Below are 25,230 nucleotides of genomic sequence, written 5' to 3'. Positions count from 1 at the left end.
ATATCAACTTATTTCAATAGTTGAAACCTAATTTATCAAGACCGGCTTGTACATCATCGTTCTGCATGAACAAGTTCCACAATAGCCCAGTTCTATAATTTTCAATCATAATAATCTCTGGGCCTTGATCTATGGCCAAGTAAGCCTCAGCTACCCAATCATTATGTCCTGGGCTAAAGGCATCATAAAATCCTGCTGGTCCTAAAAGCTTTTCTTTTTTAGTATAAAAGTGACGCAGCGCTTTTATGGATTCAGTGGGTGTGTAGGGTATGGAGCTAATTGCTGCTGTTGGTGAGATTACACCGGTGTCATTTGCTGGATGGTGGGCATTATAGCCCAAGCTGCCATCAGAATTGCGTGTATAACTTGCGGTAAGTCCCCAACAATCTTCGCCATAATCTTTGAAGTTTTTTGGGTTTTCAACACAGTAACTATAATTAATTTTAGAATGATTTACATTGACATCCCAATAGTTGACATAATCGTCCGTCAGGTTTTTAGGGTTTAAACCCAGATATGAATAGTGAGCCCAAAACAGCGGACCACCAAATTCTTGTGAGCCAGCATGTCTTACCAATAATGGAAATCCATATTTGTTATTAGGGCTGGTAATATTTCCGTTGGAAGCCCATCCATTGGTATACACTTCTTTTGCAATACCATAATCCGGTGAAGCCGCTGCAAGAATGTAGGCAATCAGAACTTCATTGTATCCTTTAAGTTCTAGATTTATGGCAAAACCCAAGTTTGGACTCCAATGCCAGTACAGCGCATCCTGGTTTTGTGTATACCAATCCCATTCCACTCCCTTCCAAAGGTCATCTGCTTTTTGCGACAATGCTTTCTCTTCATCTGTACCATCCTTTAGGTATTCTTTGATGCAAATTAATCCCTGGGTCAAAAATGCGGTCTCAACCAAGTCTCCACCGTTATCATTTGGACTAAATGGAATGACGGAACCATTAGCGCCATTTATCCAATGCGACCAGGCTCCATGAAACCGATCAGCCGTTTCTAAAAAGTCAAGCAGAATAGATAGCCGTTCAATGCCCTCACTTCTTGTTATGAAACCTCTTTCAATGCCAACTAAAATGGCCATTAATCCAAATCCAGTACCTCCTGAGGTAACCACTTGAGCGTCGCGTGTTGGGTCGTTTGGGTGATACCTTTCCTTGGCCCCACCTGAATTGCTTTCGGCAAAATCCCAGAAATATTTAAAGGTTTCCTTTTGAGTGAGCGTTAACAATTCGTCATCCGAAATCTGAGGGATTTCATCAGGGATTTCCCCTGTATTATCATCTGGAGTGTAGGTGTAATCATCTTTGCCACATGAAAAAAGTAAAAAAGTGACTACAACAAAAAGAAAAATTTTATTCATCCGCTTTTAAATAAGGACTTTGGAAATCCAATTTTTTCAAACCTTTCTGAACATCTTTATTCGCCATAAACAACTTCCAGAGCAATCCGGTCCTATAGTTTTCAATCATAACGGGTATAGGGCCTTGATCTATGGCTAAATATCTAGGTAGAAACCAATTTTTTTCATGACTAAAGGCATCAAAGGGACCAAACTTGCCAATCAAGCTATCTTGGTCCACATATAAATGTCTTAGGAATTTAATGCTCTCCTTAGGGGTATAAGGCATGGATGAAAGCGCTGCCGTAGGCGATATAACTCCGAGATCCTTATTTGGTCTATGCGCGGCATAACCATCAACGGAATAACTAGAGGTCAATCCCCAATAGTTTTCACCATAACCTTTATATTTTTTTGGATTTTCTACACAATGTTTGTAATGGATAAGGGCATGGTTTTTATTGAGTTTCCAATAGTCGCCAAATTGATCGGTAAGTCCTTTTGGATTTAGTCCTAAATAGGAGTAATGTGCCCAAAATAAAGGACCAACTGGTGAGGAATCATGTTCATAATGATTTAACTCGGTGTCCAAATCATAGTACATGATACTTTTTGCGATATCTCCATTTCTTCCCCATCCTTGTACATAAACCTCTTTCCTTATCGGGTGGGTGGGAGACGATGCTCCCAAAACATACATAATTAGGGCTTCATTATATCCGCCGACTGGGAAATTCATTTCCCATCCATAGTTGGGACTCCAATGCCAGTAAAGAACATTTTCACCATTTTTTGTATACCAATCCCATTCTACTTCTTCCCAAAGCTTCTGAATCTTTTGAGCCAGTTTTTGTTCTCTTTCATTACCGTTTTTGAAATATTGTTTTACTGTTAACAATCCCTGAATTAAAAAAGCGGTTTCCACCAAGTCTCCACCTTCATCTTTGGTACTGAAGGGTGTGGTTTTTCCGTTGGACAGGAGCCAATGGGGCCAAGCACCGTGGAACCGATCTGCAGAAGCTAGAAAATCGACAGCTTTTTCAAAACGTTCCAAGGCTTGTTGTCTGTTGATGAATCCACGTTCTACGCCAACCAAAATGGCCATAAGACCAAAGCCAGAACCTCCTGTGGTAATGATATCCTTATCATGTGTTGGGTAGATGTTGTCCAAATGGATTCGCTCTCTCGCGAGGCCAGAAATGGGTTCTGCACCGCTCCAAAAATACTCGAAGGTTTGTCGTTGAACCATGTCCATCAATTCTTCATCAGAAATGGTGGACTTAACATTGTTTTGAGCAACTAACGCTTTTTCATTAGAAGTTTTTTGGCCATTGCACCCCGCTACTATAGATGCAACAGCCAATAAAACTGAAATTAAAACTAACCTCATGTGAAATAAAAACTAACTAATTCAAATAATCTATTTTGTTCCTTCATTGTAAAATTGAATTACAGATCTGAATTTCTAACACTTTGCACTTCTCCTTGTGATAGTGCTTTGTTGTACAATCGTAATTCATCTATGTAACTTAAATCGGATAAGTGATTCCATTGATTAAACCTTGGTACACCTGAGCCAATGGACAGTATGTCGCAACCAGTCCAATCTACTCCAGTAAAATCTCCTTGTGCCACTACTTCGCCGTCTATATAGACGACCATTCTGTACTGGAAATAGTAAAGGCCAAATGAACCCAGTCTGTGGTATCTGAAGGTATAGAAGCGGTTGCTCCGCCATCAAACCAGCTATCTCCTGTTCCATTGCCTACATTTAGCTTAAAAACCTGTCCATCCCCTCCTGCTTCTCTAAAGAAGCGGAAACCGTTAGTTCTTAAATTCTGAATATCTGGATATTCTGCCCTTTCTGTATCTGGTGGACCCATAACTAGGATTCCAGCCCTATCTGGATCTGCATTGAGTTTATACCACATGGTGGCACTAAACTCCTCAGTGGTTAATCCGTTCGTAGGAAATGTCAAATAAGAATCGGCGGCACCAGCATACGCATCACTACCAGCTGCACTTTCACCAGCAAATGAGGGTGTACCCACAGCGGTAGCTTCAATATCTTTAAACATTTCAGTATTATCACCTTCAAAAGGCATATAGAACATTTCACCTTCAAATGTACCGACGAAACCACCTGCTTCGGTTGTCATGATATTTTGAATTTCTCCCTGTGAAAGCTCCCTGTTAAACATGCGAAGCTCATCCATATTGCTCAAATCTGAAAGATGACCCCATTGTGTAAAACGGGGGGCACCAGACATGATTGAGAGTAGGTCACAATCGGTCCAGTCCACACCTGTGAAATCACCCTGACTTACAATTTCTCCATTAATGTACACTGTCGCCCTACTTTGTGTTATGGTAAAGGCGATATGTGTCCATCCGGCATCTGCAGGAATATCGGCTGCATCCCCACCATCAAACCAAGATTCTCCATCACCGCGACCTACATTAAGCTTAAAACGTTGTTCCCCTCCTGCATCTTCCCTAAAGAAGCGGAAGCCACTTGTCCTTAGATTTTGGGTTTCCGGGAAACCAACACGTTCTGTGTCTGGAGGCCCAATAACCAAAATACCGGCTCTATTTGGGTCTGCATTGACTTTGTACCAGAACACAGCACTGAATTCATCAGAAAGCATGTTTTCTGTAGCAAGTTCTAAATGGGAGTCCGCTGCTCCAGCATAGGCATCCAGCCCTACAAAACCTTCCCCTAAAAACCCAGGGGAGCCTACTTTCGTAGCAGGTCTGAGGCCTACTAAATCAAAATTATCCCCGTTAAAGGGCATGTAGAGTATCTCACCCGCATAGAGCGGTACATAGGCAGGTTCTTTGATAAAATTTACGGTTACAGAGGTTGTTTTACCATCAATGTCCGTAGCATTCACCGTGAACTGGTGATCGCCATCGGCTAGGTTATCATAGGTAATGTCATCTATTAAAACACGGCGATAGTCCTTGAAACTGTTTAAACTTCCAATATTTTTACCGTCCAAAAGTGCATCTATTTTGGCTACTTCAATATCATCGGTCACCTCAAAATCCACAGTGATAGATGTTATTGCTTCCAGCACTTTGATCGTGGTACCTTCCAAGGGGAAATTAATAGTTACTTGAGGTGCAGAAGCATCAGCTCCCGGATCTACTTGAGTGATACCATCAATTCCTTGGTCACAGCCATATAAAAACATGACCACCAAAAAACTTGCGAGAATATATCTTATTGTTTTCATCTTCTTTAATGTTTTAGTTATTCACTATATCGCCCAAAATGGGGAATTCGTCTATTTGATCCTGATGATAGGTGACAAAGGCCTTGTCTGGGGTAAAAGTTCTACCTCCGTAGCTAAGCTCGTCATTTCTGCCTAATCGGACCATGTCGAAAAATCGCTTGCCCCATTCCATACTTAGCTCAGCATATTTTTCGTCAATTACCTGATCTAGGGTCACTCCAGACAAAGGTGCCATCCCTGCCCTTTGGCGCACTAGGTTTACCGCTTGGTCAGCAGCAATACCAGAACCAGTAGCCCCTTGCAATAAAGCTTCGGCATACATTAAAAGCGTTTCCGCATATCGAAAGACAATATAATTTTTATTACTACCATATGCTGTGCGGCCAGGTATGAGTTGGTTGGTTGGCATGTAATGTTTTCCACTGGAAAAGATAGACCTAACATCGGATGTATTTGTGTCAGCATCCCTTGTTGTTGGAGACACAAAAGCAGGTAATGTTGCGTCTGTATAGGGGGTGGAAGCAACAAGACTATCAATCCCTTTTTGACTAAAAAACACTGAAGTTTCCAAACGTACTGTTTCTTCCCTATCCAACATAAATTCCACATATTTCATAGTAGGTTCAAAAAAGCCCCAACCAGAACTAGCGCCTGCCACTGTGGGATCCCAGCTATTTGGGCCGTAAGGATTGTAAAGGTGGCTAACCCTATCTCCCTCACCCACGCCAAAATCGGAATACTGAAATTCAAATAAACTTTCATCGCTCAACTTTCCGGGTGTTTTGAAGAGTTCGTAAAAATCATTGAAGAGACTGAACTTACCTGAATTGATGATCTGACCGGTTGCATCCGCTACAGCTTGATAATTCTTTAATTCTTGATTAGCTACGGCTTTGATCATCAATGCTGTATATCGTGTTACCCCACCTGGCAAATCAGTGCGTTCGTTAGGACGCATGTCCAGTAAGAAAGGTAAAGCCTCATCCATTTGGTCCGAAATGTGTTGCATTACCTCATCTTTTGTGGGTACTGATGTGACATTGGCAAAATCGTTAAGATCTGATGATTCCGGGATAAAAACCGCACCATAAACCTGAGATAATTGAAAGAGCAATATTGCTCTTAAAACTTTCGCTTCGGCAATATATCGATTGCCTAAAGCGATTCCATCCTCATCTGCCAGTTCCATATATCTGCTAATTTGCTCCATACCTGTATGGGCACGAATAATATCACCATAGTAGGTTTCCCAAAGGGTACGTGAACCAAAAAATGAGTTATCATATACGTAGCGATCCTGGTTTATGAGACCTTGTTGATCGCCTGCTGCATTGACATCGTCTCCTCTTGTAGAGACAACTAATGGTTGTTCCCAGCCCCGGGAAGTAACGGCTTGGTATACACCGATAAGTGAAAAGATCATTTCATCGGTTTTGGAAAAATCTGTGCCTCCGGCAAAATTATTATTGAGTTCTGGCTGATCCAATTCGTTTGAACAACTTGCAAGCATAATAGCTAACAAGGCTAGAATCACTGGTAATTTGTTTGTTTGTGTACGTGTCATAGCTATTATTTTAAATTTTAACATTTATACCAATAGTATAAACCCCGGGAATTGGGTAGGTCTGATTATCTCTACCATCTGAAACTTCTGGAGTAAAGCCATTGTAGTTAAACAAGGTCAATGGCCTTTCAGCGGTAATGTAAAATCGAATATCAGGATTGAATTTCCCTTGCAATTTTGGTAATGTATATCCTAAGGTTACATTTTGTAGTCGAACAAAATCACCATCTTCAACAAAAAAACTATTCAGAAATTGATTGCTCCAGGGGTTTCTTATTCCTCTTGCAGAAGGATAGGCATTTGAGCTACCTGGACCAGTCCAGCGGTTAACAGCAAAATCCCTATCAATATTTGGGTCGGGGGTTTGTCGTATTCCAAATCGTTTGATGTTAGCGATTACATTTCCGCCTTGGCCAATCACATTCATAGAAAAATCCCAGTTCTTGTAATTAAGCCCTAGATTAAAGCCGAAGGTATATGTGGGCAAGAAAGACCCAAGATCTACTCTGTCTTGAGCATCTATCACCATGTCACCATTGTGGTCTACAAACCTAAAATCGCCAGGTTCAACAGTTAACCCATCTGCTATTGCCGATTGTGCAGCGGGGTCTGCTTGAATTTCTTCAGGAGTCTGGTATACCCCGGCCACATCAAGGCCGAAAAAAGGATTTATAGTGCCGCCAATTACAGTTCGCTGGGCAACATCTCCCCCAGAGGTCAAGTTTTCTTGCCCTGCTAAGTCCAGAACTTCATTTTTCAAGGTTGAAAAATTTGCGCCTATAGTATAGCTGAAATTCTCAGAAACCTGTTTATTCCAATTTAATACCACTTCAAATCCAGAGTTTCTAATTTTTCCAACATTTTGTCTGGTTTCCCCTGGTACTAAAAGCCTTGATACCGGAATTACGGCATCCCTTGTCTCCCTGCTGAAATAATCGGCATCTAGAGATAAGTGATTGTTGAATAATGTTGCGGTAATACCAGCGTTGGTTTCGGCGGTTACTTCCCATTTTAAGGCTTCAAAATCACTGCTGGTCACCAATCCGGAGAAGGGTGTGTCACCAAAGGCTGCAGTTACCTCATCCGAGGTTATACCTCCGGTACTCGAAGCGACATTGGCATTACCCAGTTCACCCCAACTGCCTCGCAACTTTAGAAAATTGATTGCATTGGTCTCTGGAAAGAATGACTCTTGCGAAACGACCCAACCGACACCGACAGTAGGGAAATAGCCCCATTTTTCTTGATATTTACTAGTACCATCAGCACGAAAAGTTCCGTATAGTAGATACTTGTTATCAAAATTATAGGCGATACGTCCAAAATAAGAAAAGAAGTACTGTCTCTCACCATCATCTCCTGTGACTCTATCCCCATTAGCTTGTTCACTAGTGTCAATTGTATCTGATAAATCTAAAAAGTATGACTCATCACCTATTCCTGGGCCATTTGGAAAATTCAACCCTTTTACTTCTAATTTTTCAAAAGATCTATCCCTAAAAGATGTACCTCCCAAAATCGTTAAGTTATGTTTTCCATAGCTATCGTCATAGGTTAGTGTATTGTCCCAAGTTTGTTCAGAAAATGTTTCGTTTCTCTTGATCAGTTCTGCATTTTCCCTAAAAGCATTACCATTGCCAAAAAAGAAAGGAAGTCTTACTTCTCGAACTTCGAGCGTTTCAAAATTGTGGTAATATGCAGTTTTAAACGTTAATTTATCGGGGATTAGCTGATAGCTCAAATCAAAGGTTACCAGTGTATTTCTTATTTTATTTCTATTCTCAGTATTCTCCATTATCGGAAAAGGGTTTTGGGTACCTCTATATCCTAAATCTTGGGCATTGGCATAAGGTCTAGGAAATGCATCCGTCTTTGACGAATCAAGGACTGGCATCACGGGCACGGCAAAATATGCCAAGGCAAAAGCAGTATCCTCGGGACGGTATCTAGTAGCATTGCTAAAGAGCGTTGAAACACCTACACTCAAGCGATTGCTTAAATCAAAGTTTAGTTTACTTCTTATATTAAATCGCTCAAAGTCATTCTTCATTTTTAGAATACCCTCTTGATCAAAATAATTTAATCCTACTGCATAAGTAATATCCTCAGAACCCCCTGCAACGCCTAAGCTATGGTTTTGTTGAAGCGCATGGCGCAAAATCAAATCATACCAATCTGTGTTTACATCTGGTATATCTGGATTGATTCTACTTCGTCCATATCGCTGCAATGCATTTTCTATGAATTGAGCTTCAGCCACCGAACCAGACTCCCTAGCTAGGGTTGCAAACTGTTCAGAATTGGACAGGGTTACGAGGTTTTGTGCAACTTGGACTCCATGATAGCCACTGTAGGTTATTTGCGGCTTTTGATTGGCTTTGCCCGACTTTGTTTGAATAATTACTACTCCGTTAGCTGCTCTTACCCCGTAAATGGCGGATGCAGATGCATCTTTAAGGACAGAAATGGATTCAATATCTTCGTTGTTTAAAAAATCGATGTCATCAAAGAATGTACCATCGACTACATAGAGCGGGTCCGATGCACCATTAACAAAAGAACCCAAACCACGAACCCTGATGGTAGGCCCCGTACCTGGGGCACCGCTGCTTACCACCTGCAAACCTGCTACCTTTCCTTGTAAAGACTGCATCGCAGCACCAGAGGGTGTTCTTGTAATATCTTCTGATTTAATAGTTGTTATTGAACCTGTTAAATCAGCTTTCTTCTGAGTACCATAACCTACCACCACCACTTCATCTAGAACATTTGTGTCCTCCTGAAGGGTTATGTGTATAGTGGTTTTTCCATCTATATTGACTTCTTGTATTACAAAACCTATATAACTGAAGGTAAGTATACCGTTGTCTGGGATGTTCTGTAAACTATAGTTTCCATCAAAATCGGTTTGTATGCCAGTAGTAGTCCCTTTTAAAATGACATTGGCCCCTGGCAAGGGCTGTCCTTCACTATCAGAAACAGTTCCAGATACCGTAATGTTGTTCTGTGCGAAAAGTACAGTTTGAAACAACATAAACGAGATTAATAAAATGACGCTTCTAATTTTCATAATTGTTCAAAGATTGAGTTATATTTTTGCTAAATTATCAAAGAAGGGAGCGGTTGACCTTACAATGTCATTACATAAAAAATACATCATAAAAAGAATGCTTGAATTCTCCCATTCATAGGGCTTTGCAGTAGAAAAGGTGCTTGTAAAAACTTAAAAGATTAACATAGTGATGTGGTAATGATGTAGTGGAAAAGTGACTCCTTTTCGCAATGCATTTAAAGTCTAGCCAGCTTTAAAAGGTTATTAAGAAGTTAGATAGGTTTTTTGAACTATCAATCTGTAGTTTTTTTCTTAATCTATACCGATGTATTTCCACACCTCTAATTGTAATAGCCATTAATGGAGCAATTTCTTTGGTTGAGAGATTCATCTTTAGGTACGCACATAGTTTTAGGTCTTTTGGTGTTAAGGTTGGATATTCTTTTAAAAGACGTTCAAAGAAGTCTTCGTGTAGCTCTTTAAAGTTCACTTCAAATCTTTTCCAATCTTCAGTGTCTTTAACCGAATTATTCAATTTTTTGATAAAAGACCTATACCGCTGGGAGTTTGCGAATTTATCCTTGTGGAGTACAAGCATATTTTTTAATTCTAAAATCATCTCATTCTTTTTTGCGATATTCAAAGTGGTACTTGCCAATTCATTTTGCTTGAGTTTGATTTCTTTGGCTAATTTTTCTTTTTCAAGCGTGGCAAGTTTTTCTTTTTGCTCCTTTTTCATTTGGCTTTCGAGCTCCTCACGCTTTCTTTCTAATTTCCTTGCATTGTACCATCTGATGATAAAGACTGCTGATATGGCTGCCAGGACATAAAGTGCAATGCTTATTTTGGAAAGATACCACGGAGGGGCAATATCAAATTTAATCGAGTTTTGCTTGGATCTGGTATTATCTATACCAACTGTGGAAACTTGAAACTCATAACTACCATAGGGGAGGTTTTGGAAGTCCACGAATCCATTACTTGCATAATCTTGATAACTTTTGGGACCATTTAGTTCGTAATAATAGCGAGGTTGTATCAATTTAGGGGAGGCCACTTCGATGATTATATGCTGGGAGTGTTTAAAAGGAATTTTAATTGAAGCGTTATTGAACGTATAGCTGTTTTTTTCATCTTTAATTGCATTCAAGGTGGGCATTGGTAGTGTAAAGCTATCCAGTTGTTTTTGAAACGCTGATCGATCAATTTTTGCAAACCCATCATTAAGGGTGATATAAGAAACACTGTCGTTGATTTTGATCATATTTTGCGAATCTGAAACCAACCGTTCGCGCAATTGGAGGTCGGCTATTAACAAGCTGTCTGTTCTAAGATTGGTGTTCGTAATTTCTTTTTTCTCTTCACTATCAACAAACCAGAAGTGCGTATTATCATAAAAAAGGAGTTCTCTGTTATTATATTTTTGAAATTCTTCGAAGTAAACAATACGGTCTAGAATAGGGTCATATTTATACCAGGTATTGTCATTAGAAAAGACGATTTGGTTTTTAATGTTATAGATTTTTACATTGTACTTGCTAGGGGCTTTGTCACCATCATATTGCTTCATGCTGGTTATTTCATCAAAACTAGAATTGATTTGGATTCTGTAAAACCCTTTATAAGGATGTGCTACCCATAATGTATTAGGAGTTTCAAAGCATAATTGCTTTACTGGAAAATCTATTCCATCAATCCTTTTAACAGTCCAAACATTGTTTTCATTTTTACTGTATTTAACCAGTCCGTTGTAGGTCCCTTGGATATAGGTAGTGTTCTGTGTTGGAACTTTTTTTATTTCGTAGCCACCAGAAAAGGGAGAGATTTTATCAAGACTGCTATTCATAATTTTAAAGGTACCGGTGTTATGCCCGCATAGTAAATCACCATCTATTATCTGTAGATCCCAAACGTGTCCTTGAGATCCATTTACAAATTCAAGTTTATTGTTTTCAAAATAAAATACCCCTGTATTACTGCCTACATATAGTCTGTTGTCATAAAAGGCCATATCGTAGACCATTCCTAATGTACCATAGTAATCAGTGTAGTAAGTAATCGGGTTGTTAAGGCGTACACGAGCTATTCCATTGTCAAGTCCAAGCCACAGTTGATTGTCATATTGAAGCAGTGATAGTACTGTATTGTTTTGAAGTCCAGATTCCCGATTTAGTATTTGGGAAGTACCTTGGGATTGATCAAAAAGGTAAACACCATTTTTGATTGTTCCGAAAGCAATTTTACCTGTAGTCAAGTTTTGAATTTTGTTAAGCTGATGCATTTTTAACTCTTCGTTCAATGGGGTGTTCCAGGATTGTAATGTGCTACCATTGAATAAAAAACATCCGTTAAGTTTTGTGCCAACCAGTAAAGATTCTCCTACCACTACCATGTCGGTAACGGTCTTTCCTAAAAGCAACTCCTGGTTTTTTAAGGGGCTTATCTGCTCACCAACAAGTTCATAAAGTCCATCTGGCCCAGCAGCAACAATTAGACGGTCTTTATAGGTGACGATATCCGAAATAATCTCAGGTGGGTCTATTACTTCAATTTCATCATCCGAATACATGTAGATAGATGAAAATGATCTAAATAGTATCTTGTTTTTGTGATGAATGATTTCCCAAAATTCTTCACTTGTGAACGGATGGTTCTTGATAAGGTGAGTTAAGGAAGCGTATGTGAGAATACCCTTTTCATTTTTTTTCCAAAACCCGAACTCTTCATATGATCCAGTGTATATTCTATCTTCCACTGAAGCTACCGAGCGTATTATGGTATTATTTGGCAACTTGTTAAGACTCCATTGTTCACCATTAAAATAAAGGAGGCCTTTGTTATTGGCTACAAAAAGTTCCCCTTGTTTATTCACCGCCAACCCCCAATTTTTACTTGCTCCTTTATACTCTAGTGGTTTGTAATTATAAATAGGGGGCAGTAGATTTTGTCCAAAAGTGAATATTGGAATTAAGCATATTAGGATAATTGTTTTAGAGGAATTGAACATTTATGTTTACTGCTTATGTATGAAAAGTGGGAGATACCCAAAAATGAATATACAAAACAATAAGCATTGGGAAAGTGAAAAACCCCTGTTTGAAAGCCGCATTAAGGGTCTTTTTCTACATCATTTATACATCAAGCTCTCTAATTGGTAAAGAGACGGAAATTAACCATCCATTTGCTTTAGCAGCTTGTCTCTACACTAAATATTGTCCAATACTGAACGCTGTATACAATTGACAAAAGCAATACGAACACTCGTGATAGATGCTGACGAATTGCCAAGTTGGAAAGAAGCATTAATCCTATTGGAAAATAATGGGAAAATTTATAGAATGCGACCTTGAGGTTGGTGCGCCAATTGCGTAAGTTAAATCACCTTTTTTTAAACTCTTGACTTTTGCTTTTAAGATAATTCCAAATTTCAATGGTATTGCCCATATCGGACAAACCAGAAAAATCATCTTGCGATAAACAAAAAGTAAGAAAACCATCGATATTTTTAAGGGGGATCCCAAATTCTTGGGATATGGTTGTTTTTGGAAACATATTTACAATTTCAGTTTCCATTTTAATATTTTTATCAAGTGAAACCCTATTTTTTAGGGTTTTTGTTCTCCCAGAAATATAGTTGAGAGTTTTATGAACGTTGATATCCATGTAAAGACCAACAATTGGAAAAAGGGAAATTGTATCCAAGCGAACACCTCCAGTGACAAACTTTCCTCTATCTGCCTCAAATAGTAATCTTTCACTATGTGTTATCACTCCAAGATTTGAGTTGGGTAGTTTTGAAGATGAAGAAGTAACAACAGGTTTAACATTGATTCTTTCCATATCAATGGCTATGTTTCCTGTTAAACTATGGGGCATTACGGTAACTTCCTTCAATTTTATTATGTTCTCCACCAAATTAATGAGTATCATATTTTGATTTATCGTGGCATCATTGACGATTATTTTTTTCGTGATATATTGAACTGCTGTAAATTGTATGGTATCTCCAGCCTTAGCTTCTAAGGTGAAAAACCCTTCTGTATTTGTAATTGTAGATTCTTCAGTGGATAAATTCACGACCAATACATCGGAAACATCGTTGGTTAAATTCTGAACTTTCCCTTTTAGTTGAATAGTTTTTTTTTGTCCAAATGCAGAAGATGAAACTGATAAGAAAAGTATTAAAATTGGTGTTAGTGGATGTAGCTTTATTTTCATACACGATTGATGTTTCAGTGTAAAGCTATTCCTTGATCTTTTGATTGTTCTTAAAGAATTTATAATTAAAACTTAATAGAAATAAAAAAATGCTTCTTTATTTCTAAGCGGTTTTGAAATTAAAATGAAGGATCCGAGTTTCTGTTGTGATTTTCTAATGCACCCAATACATTGTATATTTCATTTGCAACAGTTTCAGCATTTTCCTTTGTAAAGCAAAGTGGAGGTTTTGTTTTTAGAACACTGTCATCTGGTCCATCGGTGCTGATCAGGATATTTCTCTCGCGCAATTCATTCTTAATATGATGCGCTAGTTTTCTGTTTGTTTTTTGTGTTTTTTCATCAATGATTTCAATACCCAAAAACAAACCAGACCCTCTAACGTCCCCAATACTTTTGTACTCTTTTTTAAGTTTTAGCAGCAGTGATTTGTAATGATCTCCAACTACTTTGGCATTTTCTTGTAGCTGTTCTTCCTCGATAACTTCTAGAACAGACAGGGCAATAGCGCATGAAACAGGATTGCCTCCAAAAGAACTGAAGAATTCCACCCCTTTATTAAAAGATGCTGCAATTTCACTTGTTGTAACCACAGCTCCCATGGGATGACCATTTGCCATGGGTTTTCCTAATATAACAATATCCGGAATTACCTCCTGAGCTTCATAGCCCCAAAAGTGATCGCCTAAACGACCAAAACCTGTCTGCACTTCATCACTTATACAGACCCCACCTTGTTTTCGTATCACCGGATAAATTTCTTTCAAGTACCCATCTGCCAAAGGTACCTGGCCGCCACATCCAACTATAGGCTCAGATATAAAAGCTCCTATGGGTTCTGTACTATTTGATATTTGTTCTATGGCTTCTGCTGCATACAAAGTTCCTGCATCTTTGCCTTTGTATTTTCCATTATATGTATCAGGAATAGGTGTTTTTAAAATATGTTCTTTTTTTCCAATTCCCTTGGGATTGTTGAATTTATAATCGCTAACATCAATTCCCATCTGTGTGTTTCCATGGTAACCATATTCCATTACCATGAGTTTTTTGTGTTTGGTATGCGCGTGTGCTAACCTTAGGGCTAGATCAGTTGCTGCACTCCCAGAATTAACAAAGTAGACCTTGTTTAGAGATTGTGGAAATTTGGATAACAGTTTCTCCGAGTAGGTGGGAAGCAGGTCGTATAAATACCGGGTATTGGTATTTAGCTTTGCCATTTGTCGCTGCCCGGCATCAACCACTTTTGGGTGCGAATGTCCTACATGTGGGATATTGTTATAAGCATCCAAAATGGCATTGCCATGTTTGTCGTACATATATTGAAATGCAGCACGAACCATTGAAATAGGCTTTTTGTAGCTTAAAGACAGAATGGGGCTTATATGTTTATGCCTTCTCTCAATTTCTTCAGCTTCCGTTTTTTTTTCGGTAACGGACATTCCGATAGCTTTTCTGAACATATTTTCAGCGCCAATTGGGCTAATTCCCAATAGTTTATAAAGCATACTCCATGCAGATTTTTCGCTTGTTGTGGCATAGATATTATCTGGATTGGTTTTTTTTGCATGGGCAGCGTTACATACACTGGTGCAAAGTCTCCCAGCTATTAAATAATAGAGAATTTCCAGTTCCTTTTCTTCAAGTGGAAGGGTTTCATGGTATGATTTTATGATGGGTAGTGCCCATTCTAATGGATTTTCTTTATCATAACAGGCATAGGTTATGGCTATGGCCAATTCATTTATTAAAGGAGAAAAAGCCATATCTCCAAAATCTATCAATCCAGAAATATGTTCATTACGAACCAAAATATTCCATTCATTGGCATCGTTATATATGGTTTGTTTTCGTAGTTCTGGTAGCACGGGAATTACAAGTTCTTCAAACTGCTGAAAAAAATAGCGCACTACATTTCTATCATGTGCGTTTGGAATATCAGCAATATATTTCTTGTTTAAGTGGAGATACTGAAGATCCCATTCCCATTTTCTGGCTTTAAGTATATAACTGTTGAATCCCTGTAGCTTCAAATCTAGACTAGCCAGAAAACTTCCTAGAGAGGCATATACTTTTTTGGTTGGGTTGATATCTCCCATAAAACTTCCATCAATAAATGAAAGCATTCTGCATATAATGGTTTTTCCGTCAAGTTCAAGCACCTTGACATATGCTCCGTTAGCAAATGGGATTGGAGTGGGAAAGGTTTCTGTCTGTCCGGTTTTAAGGAATAACAAGGCTTGGCTTTCAACCTCAATTAAGTCAAAAAGCGATTCAGAATAAGGATATGTTTTAAAAATATAGTTTTTTGATGGTGCTTCAATAAGATAATTGGCATTGTCGTATCCATCAAGTTTTTTAATGTTCACCGAATCAATTCCGAATTCTTTTTTGAGTAGTGTATTCATGAATTTTCTAAAAAGGCAAATTATTCAGGTCTACGTTACCACCAGAAAGGATTACACCTAATTTTTTTCCCGAAAACTGTTCTTTTTCCTTAAGGACAGCGGCAAAAGCAACTGCACTGGAAGGCTCACAAATAATTTTTAAACGTTCCCAAACAATTCGCATAGCTTGCACGATTTCCTCTTCCGTTACTCTAATAATCCTTTGAACATTTTGTGTAATGATGGGGAAATTTCTATCACCCAACTGTGTTTTTAAGCCATCAGCAATAGTGTTGGTGGTTTTATTTGTTTCTATTGTGCCACTTTGTAAAGAACGATAGGCATCATCCACTTCAAAAGGTTCCCCTCCAATAACCTTACAATGTTTTCCAAAATACTTTGCTGCGATAGCTGTTCCTGCAATTAAGCCACCTCCACCCACAGGAGCAAATACATAATCCAAGTCTGGATGAAGCTCTAACAGTTCCTTACACGCAGTACCTTGCCCTAAAATAACATGGTCATCATTGGATGGATGGAGGAATGTTGCCCCTTTTTCTTTCTCTATTTGCTTGGTTGTATTTTCTCGTGCTACTAATGTTGGTTCACATTCTATAATTCGCCCTCCATACTCTTTAACCGCATTTTTCTTTACCAACGGAGCATTTTTGGGCATAACAATGAATGCTTTAACACCCAAACTCTGGGCAGATAGGGCAAGGGCTTGGGCAAAATTTCCCGAAGAATGTGTTACCACCCCATGTTGCCTTTGTTCCTTGGAAAGTTGCATGATAGCGTTGGCAGCACCCCGCATTTTAAAGGCGCCCATTTTTTGAAAATTCTCACACTTGAAAAAAAGGTTGGCGCTGACCATTGCATCAATCGACTTAGACGTAAGTACTGGCGTGTTGTGAATAAATGGCTTTATTCTATCATGACATTGAATAAGTTGACGCTTGTCCATTTCACCTTCCTTGTTGGAAATGCTTTAAATCTAAAAATAAGATATAAAGATAGGGATGGTGATTTAATTACATTCAAAATTCACCTTTGAAATTGGGGGTGAATAAAATTAAAATGTTGTTTGCGATGCTAAGTGGTAATGGTACGTTCTCGTTCCTCATTTTTTTTTGAAACACCTTCCATGCCTAGCTCAGGAATGACTAATAGCGGTATTTGTGTATGGAATGCGGTTCGCTTTACTATGGGTTCACGGGTCATTTTTTCCATATAGCTATGTTGGTAGTTCAGCAAGGCCAATAAATGAATGTCCAATTCATCAGAAAACATTTCCAAGGTTTGTGATACCGAATTGAGCTCTGAAACCGTATGCACATAATGTTCTGTGTCACTCAAATATCGCCTTAACATGTTAAGGTTGAATTGCTGCAATTCCGATAGAGCTTTTATTCCATGTTGAACGTGTACAATTCTAACGGTGGCCCGAAACATTTCTGCCAATTCCAATAAAGGTCTTAACTCAGAAATTGTATAAAACCGATTAAAATCGGTGGCAAATGCAATCTCAGAAGGCGTTATAAAATCAAAATGTTGGGGAATGGCCAAGACGGGGCATTTTTTTGTACTTTTTATAATACGGACGGTATTACTTCCCATAAAAACCTCATCCAAACCAGAGGCTCCCTTGGTTCCAGTAACTACAAGGTTTATATCAAATGTGTCCACAATGTCCTTTACCTCTTCCATCAATAAATTAAAAGAAGAGATGGTTTCAAAACTGTGATTGGGATTGCCATACTTGGTCTTAATCCTTTCAACGGTCTTGAGTAAACCTTGTTCCGAGGAATTTCTAACAGCATCTACTATGCTTACCCCATCAATCATTTTAGCCATAAAACGACTGCTTGGAATTACAGGTGTATACGTGTTAAGCAAATAGAAAGTACATTTTTTATTACGAAATAGCTGCATGGCATAATTAATGGCGTTCCATGCGTTTTCCGAAAAATCTGTAGGTATTAAAATCTTCTGCATCCTAAATAAAATAAAGATGGAATAAAATTAGTGCTATGCGGAAGGGAATACTATGACAAATATCAGGTTTTAAAGAGGGTGGGTTTAAAAGCCTTCGACCAACTCTACTAACTTACGTTCATTTTTTATACCTACTTTTTTACCTGAGGTATGAATGAGCCCTTTTTTCTTGAATTCTGAGATAATTCGAATTGCGGATTCTGTTGCGGTACCAACAACATTGGATATGTCTTCTCTAGAGAGTGTAAGCGCCAAAAAGCCATCATCATCTTCACCAAAGTTGTTTTTTAAATATAAGAAAGCCTCTGCAATACGTTGTTTTACAGTCTTTTGCGACATATTTACAATAACGTCATCGGCTTCTTTTAGGTCATGGGCCATATGTCGCAACACTTCTAGGGTAAAATTCGGATTCTTTTGTAATGTAGTATTAATACTTTCTTTAGGAATGAAGCATACTTCCATATCGCTGACCGCTATCGCTGAAAGATTGGTGCATTCTTCTGCAATTACAGATCGTTGGCCAAGCACTTCACCTTTAGTTGCAAGTTTTACAATTTGGTCTTTACCATTGGCACTAAGTTTGGAAAGTTTGGAAACACCATCTCGGACGCAGAAAACACCATTTAATTTTTCACCTTCCTGAAAAATAGGCTCACCTTTCTTGACTTTTTTTGTGGTTTTAGTGTCGCTTACCTTCTTCAATTCCTCCTTGCTCATGGCTCTTAGCGAATTGAATTGTCTGATGATACAATTTTCACACCTACTCTCCATAACTGATTGATTTACCTGATGTCACAAAATTAAACCTAAAGTATTGAACAAGAACTGATAAATGTCATATTTTTAAAGTAAAATGTGTTACAATTTTGGCTTGGGTAAAGCAAGTGTAAATGGCAAACATGAGATGTTATCATTGTGGTGATGATTGCAATCGTACAAAGGTTCTTTTTGATGAAAAAGAATTCTGCTGCAATGGTTGTAAAACAGTCTATGAGATTTTTACCACCAATGGTTTGTCCAATTTCTACGAGATAGAGGCAAGAGCAGGCACAACTCCTAACGAAATTCAACACAAGTACGATTTTCTGGATAATCAGGATATTGTAGAAAAGCTAGTGGAATTTAATGAAGAAGGAGTGCAAGTGGTTAATTTAAGCGTTCCGTCTATCCATTGCAGTTCTTGTATTTGGGTATTGGAAAACCTGAATCGCCTTCATTCATCTATTTCAAATTCACAAGTAGATTTTCCTAAAAAGACCATTAGGGTTACCTATAAATCTGAAGATTTTTCTTTAAAGGCACTTGTTTTGCTTTTAAGCGCTATAGGCTACGAGCCATACATTTCTCTAGAAGAGTATAATAAGAAAAAGGCTAAAGTAGACCGCTCACTAATTTATAAGCTTGGTGTTGCAGGTTTTGCTTTTGGTAATGTAATGCTGTTCTCTTTCCCGGAATATTTTGAGGTTGAGGAGTTTTGGTTGGATCAATATAAAGTGGTGTTCCGTTGGTTAATGTTCGCCTTTTCACTTCCCGTGGTATTTTATGCTGGCCAAGATTATTTTATTTCAGCCTATAAAGGGCTACGCTCCAAAGTATTGAATATCGATGTTCCCATTGCATTGGGGATCTTAACTCTGTTTTTAAGGAGTACTGTTGATATCATTTTTGATTTAGGCTCAGGTTTTTTTGATAGTTTGACAGGATTGGTGTTCTTTCTTTTGCTTGGGAAATTTTTTCAGCAAAAAACGTATTCCTTTCTTTCTTTTGAGCGGGATTACAAATCCTATTTTCCAATTGCGGTTACAAGATTGAATGCAAATGGGGGGGAAGAAAATATCCAAATCTATAAGATAAAAACTGGAGACAGACTCTTAATTAGGAGTATGGAAATTATTCCTGTAGACAGTATTTTAATCAAGGGCGATGCGGAAATAGATTACAGTTTTGTAACGGGAGAATCCAATGCAGTTTTTAAAGCTTCGGGAGAAAAGCTGTTTGCTGGAGGAAAACAACTTTCAGGGGTCTTGGAGGTTGAGGTTGTAAAATCTGTCTCGCAAAGTTATCTCACCCAACTATGGGGCAATTCGATATTTTCAAAAGATAAGATAACCACCTTTCAAACATTAACGGACAGTATTGGAAAGCGATTTACCATTGGAGTTTTGAGTGTTGCCATTTTAGCAACCGTTTTTTGGTTGTTTTATATGCCTAGTATGGCTCTCAATGTGTTTACAGCTGTCCTTATCATTGCGTGTCCATGTGCAATTGCCCTTGCGGCTCCATTTACATTGGGCAATATGCTTCGCATATTTGGTAAACATAAATTCTACCTGAAGAACACAAATGTAATTGAACGATTATCAAAAATCGATACGGCCATATTCGATAAAACGGGCACTATTACAACAACTACAAAAGATGCTATTCTGTATGAAGGAGTGGAGCTTACCGAAACTGAAACAGCATTGCTCAAAACTACCTTACGGGCATCCAATCATCCATTGAGCAGGTCATTGTATGAAATATTAAAGTCCAATGCTATTATGACCCTTGATGAATTTCAAGAACATGCAGGTATGGGTATTGAAGGAAAATTGGATACTCACACAATTAAAGCTGGCTCTGCAAATTATGTTGGAGAATCCAAGCCAAATACATTGTCAGATACCGCTGTTTATATAAGTTCCGATGAGGATTTTAAAGGACGCTTTGTATTCAAGAATAAATACAGAGATGGAGTAAAAGCGCTTTTTGTCACTTTAGGGAAATCCATGAATATTGGAATCCTTTCAGGTGATAATGATGGAGAAAAGAAACAGTTGCAAAAAATACTTCCTGCTAAAACCAACTTACTGTTCAACCAAAAACCCAAAGATAAATTGGATTATATAAGACATCTGCAAAAAGACCATAATGTACTTATGGTTGGCGATGGACTTAACGATGCAGGAGCATTGGCCCAGAGTGATGTGGGAATTTCCATTTCAGAGAATATCAATGTTTTTTCGCCAGCCTGTGATGCTATTTTAGATGCTTCAAACCTAACCAAATTGCCAGATTTTCTAAAGCTATCTAAAAAATCAATACAGATTATAAAACTCAGTTTTCTACTGTCATTGTGCTATAATGTAGTTGGGTTATATTTCGCAGTCACGGGTCAGCTAGAACCTGTTGTTGCAGCAATACTTATGCCGCTAAGCTCCATTAGTATTGTGGTTTTCACTACGGTAATGACCAATATGATAGGAAAAAAAATAAAACCATAACCCCTGATGATGTTGACAAAGAAAGTAGTTGGGAATCTTAAAAATGCAATCGAATCAGATTTATTGGCAATCAGCATTGGAGTGATTTACCTATGGTTTGGGAGTTTAAAATTTTTCCCTGCATTAAGCCCAGCAGAAAATTTGGCCAAGAATACAATTCATGAGCTAACATTTGGACTTATTGCCGATTCCAAGTCCATAATTCTTCTTGCAATCTTGGAAGTGGGTATTGGCATTTTGTTGCTGCTCAAGCTTTGGAGAAAGACAACGATAGTTGTGGCTCTTTTTCATATGGCCTTAACGTTTACCCCACTTTTATTGTTTCCGCTGGACTCGTTTAAAGAACCCCCACTGATTCCCACACTTTTGGGGCAATACATTGGAAAGAACTTTGTCATTGTAGCAGCGCTGGTAACAATGGTAAAAAAGGACCCATTGGAAAAGAAAACATTAACCAACAAAAGCTGATATATGTCATTTTTTAGGGAAGAACGGCAATGTAGTTTTACACTTAATTTAAACTAGGTATGAGCGTAATATATGTGTTATTGGCCATAAGTATTTCAGTTGCACTGGTCTTTTTTGCTGCCTTTGTCTTTTCAGTCAAAAGAGGGCAGTATGATGATTCATATACGCCATCTGTCCGCATGCTTTTTGAGGATGAATTACTGCCTGATTTAGATAAAAACGAACCGGAAAATAAAGAAATCGAACTAACTAAAAGTACAAACCAATAAATATGGAAATACAACAATTTAGCTACGATAATAAAATCGTACAAAAGTTTTTATATGCCACCATGCTATGGGGCGTTGTTGGAATGCTGGTAGGACTGCTACTGGCTTTTATGTTTTTGTTTCCCAATATCACAGATGGTATTTCGTGGCTGAGTTTTGGACGTTTACGTCCATTGCACACCAATGCCGTTATTTTCGCATTCGTAGGGAACGCCATTTTTGCCGGGGTCTATTACTCCACCCAACGATTGTTAAAAGCACGGATGTTCAGTGATTTTATGAGCAATTTTAATTTTTGGGGCTGGCAATTAATCATTGTAGCGGCAGCCATTACACTGCCTTTGGGGTATACCACTTCTAAAGAATATGCAGAATTGGAATGGCCTATAGATATCGCTATCGCTGTGGTTTGGGTCGTTTTTGGTTGGAACTTGATAGGAACCATTTTAAAAAGAAGACAACGCCATCTGTATGTTGCCATTTGGTTTTATCTAGCAACATTTGTTACCGTAGCGGTACTTCATATTTTTAATAGCTTGGAGCTGCCTGTGGCCGCATTAAAAAGTTATTCCGTTTACGCAGGGGTACAAGATGCTTTGGTGCAATGGTGGTATGGGCATAATGCTGTGGCCTTCTTTTTAACCACACCGTTCTTGGGATTGATGTATTATTTTGTTCCCAAAGCGGCGAATAGGCCTATATACTCATATCGTCTTTCCATTGTCCATTTCTGGTCCTTGATATTCATTTATATCTGGGCAGGACCACACCATTTATTGTATTCTTCCTTACCAGATTGGGCCCAAAATCTTGGGGTTGTTTTCTCCGTAATGTTGATTGCTCCGTCTTGGGGTGGTATGATCAATGGTCTATTGACCTTGAGAGGTGTTTGGGATAAAGTACGTAGCGATGCCACTTTAAAATTTATGGTAGTTGCCATTACAGGTTATGGTATGGCCACTTTTGAAGGCCCAATGTTATCCTTAAAGAATGTAAACGCCATCGCTCACTTTAGCGATTGGATCATTGCTCACGTGCATGTGGGAGCACTGGCTTGGAACGGGTTTTTGACCTTTGGTATGATTTATTGGTTGGTTCCCAAAATGTTCAAGACAACACTCTATTCCAAAGGATTGGCCAATTTTCATTTCTGGATAGGAACTTTGGGAATCATTTTATATGCTTTGCCCATGTATGTTGCTGGGTTTACTCAAGCACTAATGTGGAAAGAATTCAATCCAGATGGATCATTGGTCTACGGAAACTTCTTGGAGACCGTTACACAAATCATACCTATGTATTGGATGCGTGCCATTGGAGGTACCATGTTTATCATAGGAATGTTGATTATGGTCTATAATGTGATAGTAACCATTAGAAAAGGAAGCTCTGTTGAAGACGAATTGGCTGAGGCACCAGCTTTAACAAGAGTCTCCAAAAGAAGAGTTGCTGGCGAGACCTTCCACAATTGGTTAGAACGTAGACCTGTCCAATTGACCATTTTGGCAACTGTAGCTATTTTAATTGGGGGAATTATCCAGATTGTACCGACCATTTTGGTGAAATCCAATATTCCTACCATCACAAGCGTAAAACCATATACCCCTTTAGAATTGGAAGGCCGAGATTTATACATTCGTGAAGGTTGTGTGGGTTGTCACTCCCAAATGATCAGGCCTTTTAGAAGTGAGGTGGAACGTTATGGCGAGTATTCAAAAGCTGGAGAATTTGTCTACGATCATCCATTTTTATGGGGAAGTAAGCGAACAGGCCCCGATTTACATAGAATAGGAGGCAAATACTCAGATAACTGGCACTTAAATCATATGTACGACCCTCAAAGCACGTCTTCAGGTTCGATTATGCCTGCATACCAATGGTTGGTTGTAAACGAACATGATAGAAGTGCCGTACAAAGTAAAATGGAAGCTATGGTTAGCCTTGGTGTGCCTTATACTGATGAAGATATAGCCAATGCGCCACAATCTATGGCAGAACAAGCTACCCAGATAGAGAAGAACCTATATACAGACCCAGAGTTCGAAAGGACCTATGAGGCCGATAAAAAATATGCGCAAGAAAATGGGGAGGATTTTATTGAAATGCGCGATAGGGAAGTTGTTGCATTGATTGCTTACCTGCAACGATTGGGTACCGATATTAAAGTGAAAGAAACAGAATAATTACAATCTCAAAACAAATCACCATGTTGAAATTTGTAAAAAACCATATGGAAAGTATAGAAGGGATAGCAAGTTATCCCATGATATCCCTATTAATATTCTTCGTGTTCTTTGTTCTGTTGTTTTGGTGGGTGTTTACCGCCACAAAAGCACATATAAAGGAGATGGGAGAATTGCCTTTAGATAACGATCAACAAAACAAACTATAGCATTATGAGCACAAGAACACCCTGGTGGATACGTATTCCGCTACTATTCTTCATAATCTTCGGATTAATGGAATACTTTATAGATTCTGGTGAAAAACCAGCCATCATCGAATATCCAATTACGCAGTTTTTTATGCTAATGGTATTGATGATATTAATTGCCATAGAACTAATTTTAAGTTCCATTGAAAATGTGATGTTCCAAACACTTTCAGAAGAGGCGAAAGAACGCTACTTAGCGTCCAAGGCAAAGAAAAGGGAATGGACATGGGGTAAAAATTTGTATAAGCGCCTTACCAAGACCAAGGAAATTGAAAAAGAAGGGGAAATAATCTTGGATCACAATTATGATGGTATTAGGGAGCTGGACAATGTCTTGCCACCATGGTGGGTATACCTTTTTTATGCTACCATTATTTTTGGAGTGGTATACCTCATACGTTTTCATGTTGCTGGCGATTATGACCAAAAATTAGAGTATGAACAAGAAGTGGCCGCTGCCAAAATTGCTATTGAAGAATACAAGAAAACAGCAAAAGATTTAGTTGATGTGAATACCGTGGAATTTTTGTCTGAAGCTGCAGATTTGAGTGCAGGAGAAAAAATATTTACCACAAGTTGTGTTGCATGTCATATGGCTGACGGTGGAGGAGGAATTGGTCCTAACCTAACCGATGAATATTGGATTTTGGGCGGAGGCATTAAAAATGTCTTTAATACCATTTCCGAAGGAGGACGGGATGGAAAGGGTATGATTTCCTGGAAACAAAGTCTAAAACCTTTGGAAATGGCACAGGTAGCCAGTTATATATTAACTTTAGGAGGTACAACCCCAGCAGACCCAAAAGCACCAGAAGGAGAAATCTGGGTAGATCCAGACGCTCCTGAATCAGAAGAAACTATTGAAGAAGCTCCTATCGAACAGGTTTCTGATTCTACAGATGTAGCAATGAATTAAAAGAAACGGCACCTCAACCTCAAAAAGAGGTACCTGTTTAGTAGTACTGTTGAGGTTAAAAT

The 25,230-nt window shown here is 38.6% G+C and carries 16 protein-coding genes and 1 pseudogene; 6 read left to right on the top strand and 11 right to left on the bottom strand.

The genetic code is table 11. From position 1 onward, the window contains the following. Nucleotides 1-13 precede the first annotated feature (13 nt). The 11 genes and pseudogenes from FVB32_RS02430 to FVB32_RS02380 form a co-directional block, all read right to left on the bottom strand. Nucleotides 14-1,378, bottom strand: coding sequence for a glucoamylase family protein (locus FVB32_RS02430; protein ID WP_147740997.1), 1,365 nt, complete (start codon nt 1,376-1,378; stop codon nt 14-16). After that, the gene (locus FVB32_RS02425; RefSeq protein WP_147740996.1) at nt 1,371-2,747 is read right to left on the bottom strand and encodes a glucoamylase family protein; all 1,377 of its coding nucleotides are present in this window, start codon (nt 2,745-2,747) and stop codon (nt 1,371-1,373) included. Before FVB32_RS02425 ends, FVB32_RS02430 begins: the two co-directional genes overlap by 8 nt. 59 nt (nt 2,748-2,806) lie before the next feature. Continuing rightward, nucleotides 2,807-4,554: pseudogene (locus FVB32_RS02420) on the bottom strand (LamG-like jellyroll fold domain-containing protein). Nucleotides 4,555-4,609: 55 nt separating this feature from the next. Next, the gene (locus tag FVB32_RS02415) at nt 4,610-6,160 is read right to left on the bottom strand and encodes a RagB/SusD family nutrient uptake outer membrane protein (RefSeq protein WP_147740995.1); all 1,551 of its coding nucleotides are present in this window, start codon (nt 6,158-6,160) and stop codon (nt 4,610-4,612) included. A 10-nt stretch (nt 6,161-6,170) separates the two neighbouring features. Next, a complete protein-coding gene (locus FVB32_RS02410; protein WP_147740994.1) occupies nt 6,171-9,230 on the bottom strand; it encodes a SusC/RagA family TonB-linked outer membrane protein in 3,060 nt (1,019 codons plus the stop codon). A gap of 235 nt (nt 9,231-9,465) precedes the next feature. After that, nucleotides 9,466-12,219, bottom strand: coding sequence for a helix-turn-helix and ligand-binding sensor domain-containing protein (locus FVB32_RS02405; RefSeq protein ID WP_147740993.1), 2,754 nt, complete (start codon nt 12,217-12,219; stop codon nt 9,466-9,468). A 371-nt stretch (nt 12,220-12,590) separates the two neighbouring features. Beyond that, a complete protein-coding gene (locus FVB32_RS02400; protein WP_147740992.1) occupies nt 12,591-13,430 on the bottom strand; it encodes a hypothetical protein in 840 nt (279 codons plus the stop codon). 119 nt (nt 13,431-13,549) lie between these two features. After that, nucleotides 13,550-15,838 carry an aminotransferase class III-fold pyridoxal phosphate-dependent enzyme gene (locus FVB32_RS02395; protein WP_147740991.1) on the bottom strand — a complete coding sequence of 763 codons (2,289 nt, stop codon included), beginning with the start codon at nt 15,836-15,838 and terminating at the stop codon, nt 13,550-13,552. A gap of 7 nt (nt 15,839-15,845) precedes the next feature. Continuing rightward, nucleotides 15,846-16,781, bottom strand: coding sequence for a threonine/serine dehydratase (locus FVB32_RS02390; protein WP_147740990.1), 936 nt, complete (start codon nt 16,779-16,781; stop codon nt 15,846-15,848). Nucleotides 16,782-16,909: 128 nt separating this feature from the next. Continuing rightward, nucleotides 16,910-17,812 carry a universal stress protein gene (locus FVB32_RS02385; protein WP_147740989.1) on the bottom strand — a complete coding sequence of 301 codons (903 nt, stop codon included), beginning with the start codon at nt 17,810-17,812 and terminating at the stop codon, nt 16,910-16,912. An 84-nt stretch (nt 17,813-17,896) separates the two neighbouring features. Next, the gene (locus tag FVB32_RS02380) at nt 17,897-18,586 is read right to left on the bottom strand and encodes a Crp/Fnr family transcriptional regulator (RefSeq protein WP_147740988.1); all 690 of its coding nucleotides are present in this window, start codon (nt 18,584-18,586) and stop codon (nt 17,897-17,899) included. A gap of 119 nt (nt 18,587-18,705) precedes the next feature. Here FVB32_RS02380 and FVB32_RS02375 point away from each other — a divergent pair, with 119 nt between their 5' ends. From FVB32_RS02375 to FVB32_RS02350, 6 genes are read left to right on the top strand one after another with little or no spacing between them, the layout of a single operon-like run. Beyond that, the gene (locus FVB32_RS02375) at nt 18,706-21,081 is read left to right on the top strand and encodes a heavy metal translocating P-type ATPase (protein WP_147740987.1); all 2,376 of its coding nucleotides are present in this window, start codon (nt 18,706-18,708) and stop codon (nt 21,079-21,081) included. 6 nt (nt 21,082-21,087) lie between these two features. Further along, nucleotides 21,088-21,549 (top strand): hypothetical protein, encoded by a 462-nt coding sequence (locus tag FVB32_RS02370; protein ID WP_246139814.1) that lies wholly within the window; start codon nt 21,088-21,090, stop codon nt 21,547-21,549. A gap of 59 nt (nt 21,550-21,608) precedes the next feature. Next, nucleotides 21,609-21,818, top strand: a complete 210-nt coding sequence (gene ccoS, locus FVB32_RS02365) for a cbb3-type cytochrome oxidase assembly protein CcoS (protein WP_147740986.1) — start codon at nt 21,609-21,611, stop codon at nt 21,816-21,818. A gap of 2 nt (nt 21,819-21,820) precedes the next feature. Further along, entirely contained in the window at nt 21,821-24,001 is a 2,181-nt protein-coding gene (ccoN, locus tag FVB32_RS02360) for a cytochrome-c oxidase, cbb3-type subunit I (protein ID WP_147740985.1), read from the top strand. Nucleotides 24,002-24,024: 23 nt separating this feature from the next. After that, entirely contained in the window at nt 24,025-24,210 is a 186-nt protein-coding gene (locus tag FVB32_RS02355) for a CcoQ/FixQ family Cbb3-type cytochrome c oxidase assembly chaperone (protein WP_147740984.1), read from the top strand. A gap of 4 nt (nt 24,211-24,214) precedes the next feature. Next, entirely contained in the window at nt 24,215-25,168 is a 954-nt protein-coding gene (locus FVB32_RS02350) for a cbb3-type cytochrome c oxidase N-terminal domain-containing protein (protein ID WP_147740983.1), read from the top strand. The last annotated feature ends 62 nt before the right edge of the window (nt 25,169-25,230 follow it).

Origin of the sequence: Flagellimonas hymeniacidonis (assembly GCF_008040165.1) — a bacterium.
In the GTDB taxonomy this organism is placed as follows: Bacteria; Bacteroidota; Bacteroidia; order Flavobacteriales; family Flavobacteriaceae; genus Flagellimonas; species Flagellimonas hymeniacidonis.
Note: the sequence above shows the minus strand (reverse complement) of the source record. Positions and strands in the feature narration are given on the sequence as shown.